This window comes from Mannheimia cairinae (genome assembly GCF_028649535.1).
Classification (GTDB): Bacteria; Pseudomonadota; Gammaproteobacteria; order Enterobacterales; family Pasteurellaceae; genus Mannheimia; species Mannheimia cairinae.
The window spans coordinates 283,980-302,282 of the sequence record NZ_JAQSJE010000009.1 but is presented as its reverse complement, the minus strand read 5'-3'; the positions used below and the strand labels follow the sequence as shown (position 1 = coordinate 302,282).

The 18,303-nt window shown below is 39.6% G+C and carries 13 protein-coding genes; 12 read left to right on the top strand and 1 reads right to left on the bottom strand.

The window, feature by feature from the left end:
• Nucleotides 1–16 precede the first annotated feature (16 nt).
• A complete protein-coding gene (locus PTQ27_RS10400) occupies nucleotides 17–2,503 on the top strand; it encodes a molybdopterin guanine dinucleotide-containing S/N-oxide reductase (protein WP_273748741.1) in 2,487 nt (828 codons plus the stop codon).
• Between the two features lie 109 nt (nucleotides 2,504–2,612).
• Here PTQ27_RS10400 and PTQ27_RS10395 read toward each other — a convergent pair whose 3' ends face one another.
• A complete protein-coding gene (locus PTQ27_RS10395; protein ID WP_273748742.1) occupies nucleotides 2,613–3,893 on the bottom strand; it encodes a citrate synthase in 1,281 nt (426 codons plus the stop codon).
• A gap of 202 nt (nucleotides 3,894–4,095) precedes the next feature.
• Between PTQ27_RS10395 and icd the strand changes: the two genes are divergently transcribed.
• The 11 genes from icd (at nucleotide 4,096) to PTQ27_RS10340 (ending at nucleotide 18,168) form a co-directional block, all read left to right on the top strand.
• Complete coding sequence (gene icd / locus PTQ27_RS10390; protein ID WP_273748743.1) at nucleotides 4,096–5,343, top strand: NADP-dependent isocitrate dehydrogenase; 1,248 nt, start codon at nucleotides 4,096–4,098, stop codon at nucleotides 5,341–5,343.
• A 25-nt stretch (nucleotides 5,344–5,368) separates the two neighbouring features.
• The gene (gene acnB, locus PTQ27_RS10385; protein ID WP_273748744.1) at nucleotides 5,369–7,975 is read left to right on the top strand and encodes a bifunctional aconitate hydratase 2/2-methylisocitrate dehydratase; all 2,607 of its coding nucleotides are present in this window, start codon (nucleotides 5,369–5,371) and stop codon (nucleotides 7,973–7,975) included.
• Between the two features lie 146 nt (nucleotides 7,976–8,121).
• Nucleotides 8,122–10,482 (top strand): molybdopterin guanine dinucleotide-containing S/N-oxide reductase, encoded by a 2,361-nt coding sequence (locus tag PTQ27_RS10380; protein ID WP_273771136.1) that lies wholly within the window; start codon nucleotides 8,122–8,124, stop codon nucleotides 10,480–10,482.
• A 91-nt stretch (nucleotides 10,483–10,573) separates the two neighbouring features.
• The gene (locus PTQ27_RS10375; RefSeq protein WP_353617599.1) at nucleotides 10,574–10,834 is read left to right on the top strand and encodes a DMT family transporter; all 261 of its coding nucleotides are present in this window, start codon (nucleotides 10,574–10,576) and stop codon (nucleotides 10,832–10,834) included.
• Between the two features lie 171 nt (nucleotides 10,835–11,005).
• Nucleotides 11,006–12,370: an NtaA/DmoA family FMN-dependent monooxygenase gene (locus PTQ27_RS10370; RefSeq protein ID WP_273748746.1), complete on the top strand. Its 1,365-nt coding sequence runs from the start codon at nucleotides 11,006–11,008 to the stop codon at nucleotides 12,368–12,370.
• A gap of 14 nt (nucleotides 12,371–12,384) precedes the next feature.
• Nucleotides 12,385–13,155 carry an SDR family NAD(P)-dependent oxidoreductase gene (locus PTQ27_RS10365; RefSeq protein ID WP_273748747.1) on the top strand — a complete coding sequence of 257 codons (771 nt, stop codon included), beginning with the start codon at nucleotides 12,385–12,387 and terminating at the stop codon, nucleotides 13,153–13,155.
• Nucleotides 13,156–13,505: 350 nt separating this feature from the next.
• The gene (locus tag PTQ27_RS10360; protein WP_273748748.1) at nucleotides 13,506–14,471 is read left to right on the top strand and encodes an alpha/beta hydrolase; all 966 of its coding nucleotides are present in this window, start codon (nucleotides 13,506–13,508) and stop codon (nucleotides 14,469–14,471) included.
• A 114-nt stretch (nucleotides 14,472–14,585) separates the two neighbouring features.
• Complete coding sequence (locus tag PTQ27_RS10355; RefSeq protein ID WP_273748749.1) at nucleotides 14,586–14,987, top strand: DUF423 domain-containing protein; 402 nt, start codon at nucleotides 14,586–14,588, stop codon at nucleotides 14,985–14,987.
• Complete coding sequence (gene rlmM / locus PTQ27_RS10350; RefSeq protein WP_273748750.1) at nucleotides 14,977–16,071, top strand: 23S rRNA (cytidine(2498)-2'-O)-methyltransferase RlmM; 1,095 nt, start codon at nucleotides 14,977–14,979, stop codon at nucleotides 16,069–16,071. Before PTQ27_RS10355 ends, rlmM begins: the two co-directional genes overlap by 11 nt.
• Before the next feature lie 91 nt (nucleotides 16,072–16,162).
• Nucleotides 16,163–16,975: a 4-hydroxy-tetrahydrodipicolinate reductase gene (gene dapB, locus PTQ27_RS10345; protein ID WP_273748751.1), complete on the top strand. Its 813-nt coding sequence runs from the start codon at nucleotides 16,163–16,165 to the stop codon at nucleotides 16,973–16,975.
• Nucleotides 16,976–17,034: 59 nt separating this feature from the next.
• Nucleotides 17,035–18,168 carry a methionine biosynthesis PLP-dependent protein gene (locus tag PTQ27_RS10340; RefSeq protein WP_273748752.1) on the top strand — a complete coding sequence of 378 codons (1,134 nt, stop codon included), beginning with the start codon at nucleotides 17,035–17,037 and terminating at the stop codon, nucleotides 18,166–18,168.
• The last annotated feature ends 135 nt before the right edge of the window (nucleotides 18,169–18,303 follow it).

Here is an 18,303-nt window from a genome sequence, read left to right as displayed (position 1 = left end):
AAAAAGTGAGGAGACTATGAGTAAACAAGAAAAAATTAACAACAGCCGTCGTGGATTTTTAAAAAATTCATCATTAGGTTTAGCAGCTAGTACTGGCTTTGCTACAGGTACAACAGGTGTAGTTGGTTCATTAGTTTCAACAAGTGCTAAAGCTGAAGGTATGAAAACTGTTGTCACAGCTGCCCACTGGGGGCCTTTAGGTGTAGTTGTTGAAAACGGTAAAGTGGTAAAATCAGATTCTATTTTTGAAGTTTCTGTACCTAATGAATTACAACACGTTGTAGCTGACCAAGTTCACGGCGAAGCTCGTGTGAAATATCCGATGGTTCGTCGTGGTTACTTAGAAGGCAATAAAGATACAACTTTACGTGGGCACGATGAGTGGGTTCGAATTTCTTGGGATAAAGCATTCGAGCTAGTTCACGGCGGTATTAAATCTGCTCGTGATGCTTACGGTGCAACTGGGATCTTCGCCGGTTCTTATGGTTGGTATAGTTCAGGTTCATTACACGCTGCCCGTACTTTATTACACCGCTATATGAACTTAACCGGTGGTTTCGTTGGCGTAAAAGGTGACTACTCAACAGGTGCGGCACAGGTAATTATGCCACACGTACTCGGGACTATTGAGGTATATGAGCAACAAACCAGCTGGGAAGTGGTGCTTGAAAGTAGCGATATTATCGTGCTTTGGTCTGCAAACCCATTGACTACCTTACGTAATGCCTGGACATCATCTGACCAACAAGGTATTGAATATTTCAAAAAATTCAAAGAAACGGGTAAACGCATTATCTGTATCACACCTGAACGCAATGAATCGGCAGAATTCTTAAATGCGGAATGGGTGCCAGTAAATACAGGTACAGACGTTGCGTTAATGCTTGGTATCGCACATACTTTAGTCAGTGAAGGTAAGCACGATAAAGCATTCTTACAAAAATACACTGTAGGCTATGATAAATTTGAAGAATACTTATTAGGTAAAACAGATAATCAAGCAAAAGATGCAGAATGGGCGGCAAAAATTAGTGGTGTGCCAGCCGATAAAATCAAACAATTAGCAGCAGATTTTTCATCAAATCGCACTATGTTAATGGGCGGTTGGGGTATGCAACGCCAACGCCACGGCGAACAAACTCACTGGATGTTAGTGACTCTTGCTTCAATGCTTGGTCAAATCGGCTTACCGGGTGGTGGTTTCGGTTTAAGTTACCACTATGCTAACGGTGGTGTTCCAACAGCAACAGGTGGTATTGTCGGCTCAATTTCAGCAAATGCTGGTGGCGATGTAGGCGAAAAAACGTGGTTAGATGATACATCTAAAGCCTCATTCCCATTGGCCCGTATTTCTGATGCTTTATTGAACCCAGGTAAAACCATTCAATATAATGGTACAGAAATCACTTACCCTGATATTAAAGTGATTTACTGGGCAGGTGGTAACCCATTAGTTCATCACCAAGATACCAATACAATGGTAAAAGCGTGGCAAAAACCAGAGTTAATTGTCGTGAATGAATGTTACTGGACACCAACTGCTCGTATGGCGGATATTGTCTTACCAGCAACAACAAGTTATGAACGTAACGACTTAACAATGTCGGGCGACTATTCAATGATGAATATTTTCCCAATGAAACAAGTGGTTGAGCCGCAATTTGAAGCGAAAAGTGATTACGATATTTTTGCTGAGCTTTCAAAATTAGCGGGTGTGGCAGAAAAATTCACTGAAGGTAAATCTGAAATGGATTGGTTGAAAGGTTTCTATCAATCTGCTTTTGATGCTGCACGTAAAAACCGTGTGATTATGCCTAACTTTGATAAATTCTGGTCAGAAAATAAACCTGTTACTTTCAAAGTAAGTGAAAAAGCGAAAAAATGGGTGCGTTATGAAGAGTTCCGCAACGATCCTCTTCTTAGCCCATTAGGCACACCATCAGGTAAAATTGAGATTTACTCTGATGTAATTGCGAAAATGAACTATGATGACTGTAAAGGTTATCCAAGCTGGATGGAACCAGAAGAGTATGCAGGTAATACAACGGCTGAAGCACCGCTTGCGTTAGTAACACCGCATCCATACTACCGTTTACACAGCCAATTAGCCCATACTTCACTACGTAGTAAATACACCGTAAAAGATCGTGAGCCTATCTTAATTCATAAAGATGATGCAGCGGCTCGTGGCATTGCAGATGGCGATATTGTGCGAGTGTTCAATGGCCGTGGACAAGTGCTTGCCGGTGCGGTGGTAACTGATGGTATTATCAAAGGTACTGTGGCAATTCACGAAGGTGCGTGGTATGACCCTGCAGATCTTGGTCAAAGCGAAAAACCATTATGTAAATTTGGTTGCCCGAACGTATTAACCCGTGATGAAGGCACTTCAAAATTAGCACAAGGTAACTCGCCAAATACCGCTATCGTCCAAGTGGAAAAATTCACTGGCGAAGCACCTGAAGTAACGGTATTTAGTGAACCTAAATATACACAAGCGTAATTAATTTTAATTTAAGATGAAAAAGGCACAGAATTTAATATTTTGTGCCTTTTGTTTATTGCTTATAAGCTATTTACAAGCGGTTAAATTTCTTCAACTTTTTGCAAAATTACTCTTTATCCATTTTTTCAAATGGGCGTTCTGTATAGCCTGTATAAATTTGGCGAGGGCGAACAATTTTGATATTGCCTTGTAGATACATCTCTTTCCAGTGTGCAATCCAGCCGACTGTTCTTGCAAGAGCAAACATTACCGTAAACATAGAGGTTGGAATACCAATGGCTTTCATTACAATGCCTGAATAGAAATCGACATTAGGATAGAGTTTATGCTCAATAAAATATGGATCGCTTAATGCAATACGTTCTAGCTCAATCGCCACATCAAATAATGGGTTATCAATATTTAATTCATTTAATACTTCGTGGCAGATTTTACGCATCACTTTTGCACGCGGGTCGTAATTTTTATAAACACGATGCCCAAAGCCCATTAAACGGAATGGATCGTTTTTGTCTTTCGCTTTAGCAATAAATTCAGGGATTCTATCTACCGTTCCAATTTCTTCGAGCATATTAATACAAGCTTCATTTGCACCGCCGTGTGCTGGCCCCCAAAGTGATGCAATACCTGCCGCAATACAAGCAAATGGGTTAGCACCTGATGAAGCTGCGGTACGTACTGTGGAAGTTGAAGCATTTTGTTCGTGATCAGCGTGTAAAATAAAGATTTTATCTAATGCACGTTCTAAAACCGGATTAACCACATAAGGTTCGCAAGGGGTTGCAAACATCATATAGAGGAAGTTTCCTGCATACGAAAGATTATTCTGAGGGAACATAAAAGGCTGTCCGATAGAATATTTATAACACATTGCAGCAAGGGTTGGGATTTTAGCAAGAAGACGAATAGCGGTAAGTTCTCGGTGGGCTTGATTGTTCACATCAATAGAGTCGTGGTAGAAGGCAGCAAGAGCACCACTTACCCCACACATAACTGCCATTGGGTGAGAATCTCGACGGAAACCGGAGAAGAATTTGGTTAATTGTTCGTGAACCAGAGTATGTTTTTTCACAAGCTGAACAAATTCTTGATATTGTTCCTTGCTTGGACGCTCACCAAATAGAAGGGTATAACCCACTTCTAAATAATCAGCGTTATTGGCTAACTGATCGATAGGGTAGCCACGGTATAATAGTACTCCTTCATCGCCATCTACATAGGTAATATTTGACTGACAAACGGCAGTACAAACTAACCCTGGGTCGTAGGAGAACAATTTATGTTTTGCAAAAGGTTGAATATCGATGGTTTTATAACCTAAACTACCTTTTTGCATACTGAGCTCTAGCTGTTCGCCAGATTCTAGTGTTAATGTTGCTTTTGACATAGGACACTCCTTTATTTTTATATTTACCTCTCAAAATTACCATTATTTAAAGTATAAAAACAACTCTTTTTACGGATAATTTATCAACAAGTTAAAAAAATGTGATCAACTTCATAATATTTTTTCTCTTTATTTACATTTTCTTATTTACTGTTTATAGTTATTTCATTCTTATCTCTTTTCGTCAATTCAGGAGCAAAAAATGCAAACACAAGTCAAAATTCCACAAGGCGAAACAATTCAATTAAATCAAGACAGTTCATTGGTTGTACCTAATAATCCTATTATTCCTTTTATTGAAGGCGACGGCATCGGTGTTGATGTTACCCCAGCTATGCAAGCGGTACTTAATGCAGCCGTTGAAAAAGCCTATCAAGGAAAGCGTAAAATTGCGTGGATGGAAATCTATGCGGGGGAAAAAGCAAATCAAGTATATGGTGAAAATACTTGGTTACCAGATGAAACGCTCGAACTTATTCGCCAATATCACGTGGCGATTAAAGGTCCGCTGATGACCCCGGTGGGTGGCGGTATTCGTTCACTAAATGTGGCGATGCGTCAAGGCTTAGATTTATATAACTGCTTACGCCCAATTCGCTATTATGACGGCACACCAAGCCCAGTAAAATACCCAGAACTTATTGATATGGTTATCTTCCGTGAGAATTCAGAAGATATTTATGCAGGTGTTGAATGGGTTGCAGGATCAGTCGAAGCAAACAAAGTCATTGAATTTTTACAACAAGAGATGGGTGTGAAAAAAATTCGTTTCACTGAAGATTGCGGTATTGGCATTAAACCTGTTTCAAAACAAGGTACACAGCGTTTAGTGCGTGCAGCCTTACAATATGTGATTGATAATAACCGTAAATCACTTACTTTAGTGCATAAAGGTAATATTATGAAATTTACCGAAGGTGCATTTAAAGAATGGGGCTACCAAGTTGCTAAAGAGTTTGGGGCAGAATTAATTGATAATGGCCCTTGGATGCGTTTAACCAATCCGAAAAATGGCGAAGAAATTATTATTAAAGATTGTATTGCTGATGCATTTTTACAAGAAATTCTACTACACCCAACCGATTATGATGTGATTGCAACCCTTAACTTAAATGGCGATTACATTTCTGATGCCTTAGCTGCACAAGTGGGTGGTATCGGCATTTCACCAGGGGCGAATATTGGGGCTGAAGCAGCAATTTTTGAAGCAACACACGGCACTGCACCGAAAATTGCAGGGCAAAATAAAGGCAACCCAGGCTCGTTAATTTTAAGTGGAGAGATGATGTTACGCCATTTAGGTTGGACAGAGGCGGCAGATTTAGTGGTGAATGCAGTTTCTAAAACCATTGCCAATAAAACCGTTACCTTTGATTTTGCTGAAATGCTAGATGGGGCAACATTGCGTTCAACGTCAGAATTTGCGCAAGATATTATTGCAAATATGTAATTTATATTAGTGGGGGATGTCAGCAATGGCAAATTTTATAGAAAACTATCAACAACAAGTTGATGAACGTGCAGAGTTGGGAGTTGTACCAAAACCATTAACTGCGGAGCAGACAGCTCAATTAGTTGAATTATTAAAAAATCCTGAACCGGAACAAGCGGTCTTTTTATTAGATCTTTTTACCAATCGAATTCCGGCAGGGGTTGATGAAGCCGCCTATGTGAAAGCAGCATTTTTAGCTGATATTGCAAAAGGTTCGGCAACCTCGCCTTTAATCTCACCTGTTCATGCCGTAAAACTATTAGGCACGATGCAAGGCGGTTATAATATCGAAACCTTATTAACCGCATTAGATAACCCAGAACTTGCACCAACAGCCGTTGAGGCATTATCAAAAACATTATTAATGTTTGATAATTTCCACGATGTAAAAGAACGAGCGGAGCAAGGCAATCAATTTGCGCAACAAGTTTTAGAATCTTGGGCAAATGCTGAATGGTTTACCTCTCGCCCGAAACTTGCTGAAAAATTAACGGTTACCGTATTTAAAGTAACAGGCGAAACTAATACTGACGATCTCTCTCCAGCACAAGATGCGTGGTCTCGTCCTGATATTCCATTACACGCATTAGCAATGCTAAAAAACGAGCGTGATGGGATTACTCCCGATGAAAATGGGCATACCGGCCCAATTAAGCAATTAGAAGCGTTAAAAGAAAAAGGCTTTCCGCTTGCTTATGTTGGCGATGTTGTCGGCACAGGTTCATCTCGTAAATCAGCAACTAACTCAGTACTTTGGTTTATGGGAGAAGATATTCCTTATATTCCAAATAAACGAGCTGGTGGGGTAGTATTAGGTGGTAAAATTGCCCCGATTTTCTTTAATACGTTAGAAGATGCAGGTTCCCTACCGATTGAAGTTGATGTAACCAATCTTAATATGGGCGATGTGATTGATATTTACCCGCATCAAGGCAAAATTTGTGCTCATAATTCAGATACCGTACTGGCAGAATTTAAACTTAAAACAGACGTATTATTAGATGAGGTGCGAGCAGGTGGTCGTATTCCACTCATTATTGGTAGAGGCTTAACCCATAAAGCGAGAGTTGCTTTAGGCTTGCCAGAAAGTGATGTTTTCTTAAAACCACAAGCTGTTTCTGAAAGTAATAAAGGTTATACGCTTGCACAAAAAATGGTAGGCAGAGCTTGCGGTGTTGAAGGCGTTCGCCCGGGGCAATATTGTGAGCCAAGAATGACGTCTGTCGGTTCACAAGATACCACTGGTCCAATGACAAGAGATGAATTAAAAGATCTCGCTTGTTTAGGTTTCTCGGCAGATTTAGTCATGCAATCTTTCTGCCATACCGCAGCTTATCCGAAACCGGTTGATGTGGTAACACACCATACCTTACCTGATTTTATTATGAACCGTGGCGGTATTTCATTACGTCCTGGCGATGGTGTTATTCACTCTTGGTTAAACCGTATGTTATTGCCTGATACGGTCGGCACAGGGGGGGATTCTCACACCCGTTTCCCTATTGGGATCTCGTTCCCAGCAGGTTCTGGCTTAGTGGCTTTTGCGGCCGCTACAGGCGTAATGCCACTTGATATGCCGGAATCAGTCTTAGTGCGTTTTTCAGGTACTATGCAACCTGGCATTACCTTGCGAGATTTAGTACACGCAATTCCTTATTATGCTATTCAACAAGGTTTACTCACTGTTGAGAAAAAAGGGAAGAAAAATATCTTCTCTGGCCGTATTCTTGAAATTGAAGGCTTAGAAGATCTAAAAATCGAACAAGCATTTGAGTTATCAGACGCATCAGCAGAACGTTCTGCCGCCGCTTGTACGATTAAGCTTAATAAGGAACCGATTATTGAATACCTCAATTCTAATATCACCTTGTTAAAATGGATGATTGCAGAAGGGTATGATGATAAACGCACCCTTGAGCGTCGAATTGCTAATATGCAGGCTTGGTTAGATGATCCTGAATTATTAGAAGCCGATGAAAATGCAGAATATGCAGCCATTATTGAGATTAATTTAGACGAAATCAAAGAGCCAATTGTTTGTGTGCCTAATGACCCAGATGATGCTCGTCTGCTTTCTCAAGTGCAAGGCGATAAAATTGATGAAGTCTTTATCGGCTCTTGTATGACGAATATCGGGCATTTCCGTGCGGCAGGTAAATTACTTAGCCAAGCGAAAGGTGAGTTACCAACTAAACTTTGGATTGCACCACCAACCAAAATGGATGCCGGCTTACTGACAGAAGAAGGTTATTATAGCATTTATGGTAAAAGTGGTGCCCGTGTCGAAATGCCAGGTTGTTCATTATGTATGGGGAACCAAGCTCGTGTCGCCAATAATGCAAATGTGGTTTCAACTTCCACCCGAAACTTCCCAAACCGTTTAGGGCAAGGGGCAAACGTCTATTTAGCCTCGGCGGAATTAGCGGCTGTTTCAGCATTATTAGGTAAGTTACCAACACCAGATGAATATCTCTCTTATGTTGAAAACTTACAAAAAGACAAAGATGATATTTACCGCTATATGAATTTCGATCAGATTAATAGCTATGTTAAAAAAGCAGATAATGTGATTGTGCAAGTAGCCGTATAGCTTTTCTAAATTAGCCCACCTCAATAAAATGAGGTGGGCTTTGTTTTTGCAAAATTTAGTAAAAAAATGACCGCTTGTAGTTGCAACTCGTTCTCCATTCAAGTAAATTCCCTCGCAAAATATCAAATCATAAGGTAATCATTCAAATGGATTTAACACAACAATTAGAAAAAGGGAGATTTGTTTCTCTTGAAAAACCCGCAAACACTATTACTACCGCAGCCCATTGGGGAGCATTAAATGTTACCGTTGAAAATGGCAGAGTCGTTAAATCAGAAGGTAGTCTGCTAAAACAACATCAAAATGAATTACAAGATGTTGTTGCTGATCAGCTTTATAGCCCTGTGCGAGTGAAATACCCAATGGTTCGTAAAGGCTATTTAGAAGGGAATAAAGATACCACCTTACGTGGACGTGATGAATGGGTCAGAATTTCTTGGGATAAAGCCTTCGATTTAGTCGCAAACGAGATGCAACGAGTTCGTCAGCAATATGGTAGCGAGGCAATTTTCGGCGGTTCGTACGGTTGGTATAGTTGCGGATCTCTCCACGCCTCTCGCACGCTATTACAACGCTATTTGAATGTAACGGGCGGTTTTATTAACACTAAAGGCGATTATTCAACAGGTGCGGTGCAAGTAATTATGCCGCACGTGGTGGGGAATATTGAGGTTTATGCTCAACAAACCAGCTGGCATACTATTGTAGAAAGCACCGAATTATTAGTGATTTGGTCGTCCAATCCGCTTAATACACTGCGTATTGCTTGGACATCTGCCGACCCTGAAGGCATTGATTATTTAGCAAAACTTAAAGCAAGTGGTAAACGTATTATCTGTATCGACCCAGTACGTAGCGAAACTTGCCAATTTTTAGAGGCAGAATGGTTGCCGATTCATACCGGCACAGACGTTGCTTTAATGCTGGGCATTGCTCATACCTTAATTAATGAAAACAAGCACGATAAAGCCTTTTTAGCGAATTATACCGTCGGTTTTGAACAATTTGCCGATTATGTGCTAGGTAAAACTGATAATCAGCCTAAAACAGCAGAGTGGGCAAGCCAAATTTGTGGAATCCCAGCAGAGACGATTCAAACCTTGGCAAATGCGTTTGTTGAAAATCGCACTATGTTAATGTCTGGCTGGGGATTACAACGCTTGCAACACGGCGAGCAAAGCCATTGGATGCTTGTTACTTTAGCCGCAATGCTTGGGCAAATCGGCTTACAGGGTGGAGGCTTTGGTTTAAATTATCGCTATTCGACCGATGGTTTAAGTATGCATTCCGGTATTCGCTTAGGGGCAATCAATGCTGGCAAACCTAACCCGAATATGCCGTTCTTCCCCGTAGCTCGTATTGCCGATGCCTTATTAAAACCAAATCAGCCATTTGATTACAACGGGCAAACCTTGCATTACCCTGATATTAAATTAGTTTATTGGGCAGGGGGCAATCCGTTTGCTCATCACCCAGATACTAATTATTTGGTTAAAGCGTGGCAACAACCTGAAACGGTCATTGTGAATGAATGTTATTGGACGCCAACCGCACGAATGGCAGATATTGTATTACCTGCGACCACAAGTTATGAACGTAACGACGTCACGGTTTCTGGTGATTATGTGGTAAAAAATATTATTCCAATGAAACAAGTGGTGGAACCGCAATTTGAAGCCAAAAATGATTACGATATTTTTGCAGAACTAGCCAAACGTGCTAGCAAAGAAGCGGAATTTACTGAAAACAAAAGCGAAATGGAATGGTTGGAAGAGTTCTACCAAATCGCCTTTGAAGCAGCTAAAAAAGCAAATACACCGCTCCCTACTTTTAAAGAATTTTGGACTGAGAATAAAGTCTTAGCCTTTAAAGCAGAACAAGAGCAAGGCAATAGTTTTGTTCGCTATCAGGATTACCGCAAAGACCCCGTTCAGCATAAATTAGCCACCCCGTCGGGCAAAATTGAGATTTTCTCACAAATAGTTGCGAATATGGGGTATGACGATTGCAAAGGACACCCAATGTGGTTGGAGCATCGTGAATATGCAGGCAAAACGACATCAGCCGAGCCATTGGCTTTAGTTACGCCACATATTAAATACCGCTTGCATAGCCAGCTCTCCTATTCTTCGCTACGCCAATATTACGAAGTAAACGGCAGAGAACCTGTGTTAATTCACACCCAAGATGCTGCAGAACGAGGCATTACAAGCGGTGATATTGTGCGAATTTTTAACAAACGAGGGCAAATCTTAGCTGGGGCAGTCGTAACCGACGGCATTATTCAAGGTACAGTCGCTCTTTATGAAGGTGGTTGGTACGACCCGCAAGATTTAGGTTCAACATCGCCCTTATGCAAAAATGGAAACCCAAATGTATTAACTCACAATGAAGGATCTTCTAAGCTAGGGCAGGGGAATGCCCCTAATACGACAACGGTTCAAGTCGAAAAATTTATTGGTGATGCACCAAAAGTCACGGTTTTTGATGAACCAAGCTATATTTAGAGAATAACAAGCGATAATTTTTTACAAAAATTTTACAAAACATTACCGCTTGTAAAATTATATCTTTTGATATTTTTGAATAAAGTAATCCATTACAGCCCTGACATTACGTGGTGCTTTTTGTGGTGTGCCATATATTTTGGCAATAGTATTAGCCGTTAAGCATATTGGAACAGCAACAGTCGCAGTTATTTTTGGACAATTATTAATGAGTTTACTGATTGATAATTTTGGTTGGTTTGGTAATCAAGCGATTAATTTTTCATTTACCCGTCTTATTTCGACTATATGCCTAGCAGTTGCACTATATTTTATTTACTCAAGTAATAAGTCTCGAGCTAAAAATAATTAAAGTGTACCGAGAACCGTTTGGAAAATATTATTTTTCAAGCGGTTTATTTTTATATTATAAACTCATCTAATCTTTCCAAATTTAGAAAAAATCTTTCCAAAAACAGCCATTCTTATATCAAATTTAAAATCATATAATCATTCCACAATTTCATAGATTGAGGATACGATAATGAAAGATTACTTAGATAACTCAAATAAAAAAATGAAACTCGCTTTACAACTCGTTTCTGGATATGGCGGTGAATTCCAATCTTGGCGTTTACCTGACAGTAATGAACGTGCATATACCGATATTGATTTTTATGTAGAAATGGCAAAAACCGCAGAAAAAGGGAAAATTCATACATTATTTATTGCGGATACCCCATCTTTTGGTGGAGCAGGCGGTGGTACAGATATTTCTACCCGTTCACCTGCTTTTCCGCTTGAGCCAATGGTAATGCTATCTGCTGTTGCCTATGCTACGCAAAAAATTGGTATGGTGGCAACGTTTTCTACAACTTACAACCTACCATACAATTTAGCTCGTCAATTAAAAACACTAGACACCTTAAGTAAAGGACGACTGGGTTGGAATGCGGTAACAACTGGCACAAGAGAAACAGCTTATAACTTTGGCGATGCACCTCTCCCAAATACGACGATACGTTATGAAATGGCTCACGAAATGATAGAAGCAGTACAAACGTTGTGGGGAGGCTTTAGTGAAAATGCCTATATTACAGACAAAACTACAGGTATTTTTGCTGATATGAGCAAAATTAAGCCTGCTTTTTACAAAGGTAAGCATTACCAAGTTAAAGGTGCATTACCCATTCCCGCTACACCACAGGGGCAACCCCCTATTTTTCAGGCTGGCCCAAGCCCTGAAGGAATTGAGCTTGCAGGGCGATTTGCAAGTGGAGTGTATGCGAATCCATTTACAATAGATGAAGCTAAAGCTTATCGAAACATATTAAAACAAAGTGCTATTCGATATGGTAGAAATGCTAATGAGATTAATATGTTCTCCGGATTTATGTTTACCATTGGCGATACTTATGAAGAAGCATTAGCAAGACGATATAAGCTTTTAGATTTTATGAGCAAAGAGGAATTTGAAGGACAAATCCGTTATTTATCTGCAATGATTGGGGTAAATCTTCATAAACTAGATGTGAATAAACCTTTGCCTGAATCCTTACAAAATCAAGCAATACCACATCCTCAAGATCCTCGCTCACCTAGAGCTGTAGAGCTTATCAAACAAGGAATGTCTCCTAAAGAAGTGCTAGCAAATGGTGTAATTAACTACCATCCCGTAGTAGTGGGTACCCCAAAAGATGTCGCTGATTTTATGGAAAAATGGTTTAAAGCAGGAGCGACAGATGGCTTTTCGCTTGCTCCAGACAGCCAAAAAGGAGTGAAAGATTTTGTAGAAAAAGTGGTACCAATTTTGCAAGAACGAGGAATTTATCATACTGATTATGAGGGCTCAACTTTACGAGAGCATTTGGGTGTAGCTTATCAATATAGCGTAACAAAAATCCATTAACTAAGGAGAATAAAATGGGGCGATTAGAAAATAAAGTTGCTATTATTACTGGATCTGCTAGTGGTATGGGCGAAATAACAGCACGTGTTTTTGCCAGAGAAGGAGCTAAGGTAGTGATTACAGACGTGCAACAAACTGCTATAGAGAATTTGGTTACAGATCTTCAAAATCAATATGGCGATGTGGCATTAGGTATTGTGCATAATATTGCAGAGCAAGATTCTTGGGAAAATGTCACTAAAGAAGTTATTGATAGATTTGGGAAAATCGACATTTTAGTCAATAATGCTGCCATTGGTGGAGCTGACTGGAAATATGAAGATGCCTCTTTAAGTGAATGGCAAAAAGTAATGAAAGTTAATGCCGATGGTGCTTTTTTAGGCATTTGTGCTGTTGTTCCTTATATGAAACAAAATGACATCAGTGCTATTATTAACATCAATACCTTAGGTGTACACGTAGCAGGAGAGGGTATTGCTGGACTTTCTTACTCTGCCTCTAAAGGTGCTGTTGATGCTTTAACTAGAGCGATGGCTTCACGATTAGGCAAATACAATATCAGAGTAAACTCTGTTTCGCCTGGTCCAATTTTAACACCTATGGCAAAACAATATTCTAGTGAAGAAAAGCTAGCTGAAATAGCAAGCTTTAACCCATTAGGCCGAATGGGAGACCCACTTGATGTTGCTCATACCACACTATTTTTAGCAAGCGATGAAGTCAAATTTATCACAGGTGCAGAAATTCTGGTGGATGGGGGTTTTAAGATTCATAAGCCTCTGTAAATACAGTTAAAATTAAACCTCAAACATCGTTCTAAATGAGCGATGTTTGAGGTTGTCTATCCATATTAATGCCGAACTTTATTGGAACGTACTATTTTTTCATTGCATAAAAACTCCATCACACAATCCGCCCCAAATTCATCTCATTAGCGATACTGCTCGCCCCATTCGTACAAATTATCCAAAGTCGGCATCAAAAATATCCCTTATCTGCATAGATAATTTACAGTTTTTCCTCAAATTACAGCTTTTAATATGAATAATATTTAAGGAATTGGATAATTTTTGTAAAATCAGAAAAAAGGAATGTTTATAATAAATATATCAGTACTCTAAATAGGAAATACCCTATGACGACCTACCGCACCGCTCATTTATTAGCACCTGAATATCGAGATATTTCAGCAAATGAAGTTATTCCTGCCGAATCATTTAATTTAGACAATATTCGTGAAGTGCAAAAACAATTAATCGCACAAGCAGACAAAGATCCTATTCAGCCAGATAGTAAATGGATAGCTCCCGCTAAAGGCAATCAACCAGCAGTAGATATGTATGTGTATTATCCAAAAACGAGACATACATCAACAGCGTTGCCTGTGATTTATTATTCACACGGTGGCGGTTATGTTATGGGGAATGCCAGACTATCTAGCCCAATGTTGTTTGCAATAGCTGAAGAAACGGGGGCTGTTGTTGTGAGTTTGGAATATAGGGTTGCGAGCGAAACACCGTTCCCCGCTCAAATTAACGATGCTTATTATGGCTTATCTTACCTTATTGAAAATGCTGATACTTTAGGGATCAATAGAGATAAAATTGTGCTAATGGGGGAGAGTGGTGGCGGTGGTTTAACTGCTAATTTAAGCCTGATGGTACGAGATAAAAATACCTTTTCTGTGGCAGGTCAAGTACTGATTTATCCGATGTTAGATTGCCGTACTGGTGGTGAGCATTCGTTATATCAAAGCAAATTTACCGGTGAATTTATTTGGACACCCACCCACAACCAAACCGCTTGGCAGATTCTTCGTGGTAGTCAAAATATAGCCCAAAATCAGATTAGCTATTATTCGGCAAGTTTGGCAAGTGATGTCAGCCATTTGCCCCCAACTTGTATTATTACAGCCAGTATGGATTTGTTTGTTAATGAAAATTTGGATTTTGCCAACCGTTTAATTGAGGCTGGCGTGCCAACCGAACTACATATTATCAGCGGTGTTTATCATGGTTTTGATCATCTCGCCCCGAATTTGCCACAAGCACAAAATCTATTTAAGTGGAGAAATGAAGCGATTCAGCGAATGATTGCTTAAATTATTTACCTGAGAAACTATTTCCTTTTAAACTTTTTGCACAATTTCATCGCTTATGAGCATTGAGAATATGCTATAGTAAGCACTTTTATTTAGTTAGAAAACGATCCTTTTATGAAAAATAAATTTGTTGCAATAGCAGCTCTTAGCGGTTTATTTACCGTCGCTTTTGGGGCGATTGCTAGTCACGCATTATCAGCTCAATTATCAATTAAAGCATTGGGCTGGATAGATACCGGTATTAAATATCAAATGTTCCATACGTTGGCTATTCTTGCCTTAGGTTTATTTCAAATTGCAAATTCTGTGCAAAATCCACCCGCTTGTAGAGCAAAAGCCTTCAACTTAATTGGTGGCAGTTGGGCATTAGGTATTCTTTTATTCAGCGGAAATCTTTATTTGCTTGCTTTAAATATACCGACAATTCATTGGTTTACACCGATTGGTGGTTTGAGCTTTATGTTTGGTTGGTGTGTATTACTTTTTGTAAGTTTGAGAGGGCGAAATGTTCAATAAACTAGCTCTATATTGCCGTGCAGGGTTTGAAAAAGAAGTAGCAGGGGAGATTACCGATAAAGCAGCTCAATTAGGCATATTTGGTTTTGCTAACTTAAAAGAAAATAGCGGCTATGTGATTTTTGAGTGTTATCAAGCTGGCGATGCAGATAAGCTTGCAAAAGAATTAAAATTTGAGCAGTTTATTTTTGCTCGCCAAATGATAGTAGTGGGTGATTTACTGCAAAATTTACCTGAAAATGACCGAATTTCGCCGATTTTAGCTCAATTTGCAGAATTTAATCCTCGCAACAGCTCAGATATTTTTGTCGAAACGCCAGATACCAATGAAGCGAAAGAGCTTTTAACATTCTGCCGTAAATTTACCGTGCCACTGCGTTCAGCCCTGAAAAAACAAGGTTGGCTTGGTAAGCCTGAAAGTATGAAAGGGAGTGTAAGTTTGCACATTCTCTTTGTTCGTTCGGGGGCGTGCTATGTCGGCTATGCTTATAATCAGAATAAATCGCCATTTTTTATGGGCATTCCTCGATTGAAATTCCCTGCTGAAGCACCAAGCCGTTCTACTTTAAAATTAGAAGAGGCAATTTTAACTTTTATTCCACAAGCAGAAGAGAAAAAACGTTTTAATGATTCGATGACAGGTGTAGATCTTGGTGCTTGCCCAGGTGGTTGGACGTATCAATTAGTAAAACGTGGTGTGTTTGTTTATGCGGTCGATCACGGTAAAATGGCAGCTAGCTTGCACGAAACAGGCAGAATAGAACATTGCCCTGAAGGCGGTTTTAAATTCCAACCGCCTAAACGTAAGCAAATTGATTGGCTTGTGTGCGATATGGTTGAGCAGCCAATGCGAATTGCTAAACTTATGGCGAAATGGTTAGTAAATGGTTGGTGTAGAGAAACAATTTTCAATTTAAAACTCCCAATGAAAAAGCGTTATCAAGAAGTTCAGCTTTGTTTGCAATATTTGGAAGAAGAGCTAGAAAAACACGGCTTTTGGTTTAACATTCAGGCCAAACATCTCTATCACGACAGAGAAGAGATTACCGTACATATTGCGGTAATGGGGAAAGCAGATAAATAGTCTGCAAGCGGTAAAAAATTCACAAAATTTTGCAAAATTCTTGTAAAATTCAACCGCTTGTAATAATAAACACAACAAAAAAGGAAAGAATATGACATTAAAAATCGGAATCGTCGGTGCCGGCGGTAGAATGGGGCGTAATTTGATCACTGCAGTACAAAATGCTGAGGGAGTAGAGCTAGGTGCGGCTTTTGAGCGTAAAGGTTCAACATTAGTAGGAGCTGACGCAGGCGAGTTAGTCGGTGTTGGCAACTTAGGGATAGCCGTTTCAGATAATGTAGAGCAAAATGTAGATAAATTTGATGTGTTAATTGATTTCACTCGCCCTGAAGGTACATTAGAGCACATTGCTATTTGTGTGAAACACAACAAACAAATGGTTATTGGCACCACAGGTTTTGATGATGCAGGTAAAGAAGCAATTCAATCTGCTTCTGAAAAAATTGGTATTGTATTTGCATCAAACTACAGCGTTGGTGTGAACTTAGTGTTTAAACTGTTAGAAAAAGCAGCTAAAGTGATGGGCGATTATTGTGATATTGAAGTGATTGAAGCCCACCATCGCCATAAAGTTGATGCTCCGTCTGGCACGGCATTATCAATGGGTGAACATATTGCGAAAACCCTTGGCCGTGATTTAAAAACGCACGGTGTATTTGAGCGAAACGGTATTGCTGGCGAGCGTAAACGTGATGAAATCGGCTTTGCCACCATTCGTGCCGGCGATGTGATTGGCGAGCATTCTGTTTGGTTTGCTGATGAAGGTGAACGTGTGGAAATTGCACATAAAGCCTCAAGCCGTATGACTTTTGCCAACGGGGCAGTGCGTGCTGCAAAATGGCTAAACACCAAACAAAGCGGTTTGTTTGATATGACAGACGTTCTGGATTTAAATAATTTATAGACTATTGCTAAGTATCGAGAATCCCTTATTCAAAATAGGGGATATATAAAGGAATAACAATGACAAAATTCAACAACATCGAAACCACCTTAGTACAAATGGGAAACCGTACTGACCCAAGAACTGGGGCAGTCGCCACCCCAATTATTTTATCAACTGCTTATGGTCGTGATGGCTTGGGGGAATCAACCGGTTGGGACTATACTCGCACTAAAAACCCAACTCGAGCCGTGTTAGAGCAGGGAATTGCCGATTTAGAGGGCGGAGACGCAGGGTTTGCAATGTCGTCTGGAATGGCAGCTATTCAACTAATTATGTCTTTATTTAAAGGCACTGATGAATGGATTATTTCAAGTGATGTTTACGGCGGATCTTACCGTTTATTTGATTTCAGCCATAAAAATCACAACACCTTAAAGCCGGTTTATGTCAATACGGCTGATTTAGTAGCGATTGAAGCAGCAATTAACCCAAATACAAAAGCGATTTTTGTTGAAACACCTTCTAACCCTTTAATGGAAGAATGTGATGTTGCAGCGATTTCTAAAATTGCGAAAAAGCATAATCTAATGTTAATTGTGGATAATACATTTTTAACACCAGTATTATTCCGCCCGATTGAACAGGGGGCAGATATTGTTGTTCATAGTGCGACCAAATATCTTTCTGGTCATAATGATGTATTGGCTGGCTTAATCGTTGCGAAAGATTCTGAAGCAACTAAAGTAAATGGTCAAAACTTAACTGAACGCTTATTCTATTTCCAAAATTGTGCTGGTGCGGTACTTTCACCATTTGATTCATACCTTGCGGTTCGAGGCTTAAAAACACTAGCATTACGTATGGAGCGTCACCAATCAAATGCAACAGAATTAGCTAAATTTTTAGCAGAGCAGCCTGAAATTGACAGCGTACTTTATTCAGGAAAAAGTGGAATGTTATCTTTCCGCCTACAAAAAGAAGAATGGGTACCAAAATTCCTTAAAGCAATGAAATTGATTACCTTTGCAGAAAGTTTAGGCGGTACAGAAAGTTTTATCACTTATCCAGCAACGCAAACCCATATGGATATTCCAGAAGCAGAACGTATCGCACGAGGCATTACCAATAATCTATTAAGATTTTCTGTGGGTTTAGAACACGTTGAAGATATTAAGGCTGATTTATTACAAGCATTTAAACAGCTGAAATAATTTGTCTTATTTACCTTTCAAGAAAACCATTTCGTATGAGATGGTTTTTCTTTATACTCTATTTAACATAATCTACGTTATGCGAAAGTTCAACTGGAATTAATAATATTTAAATATGCAGAGATAAAACCTATT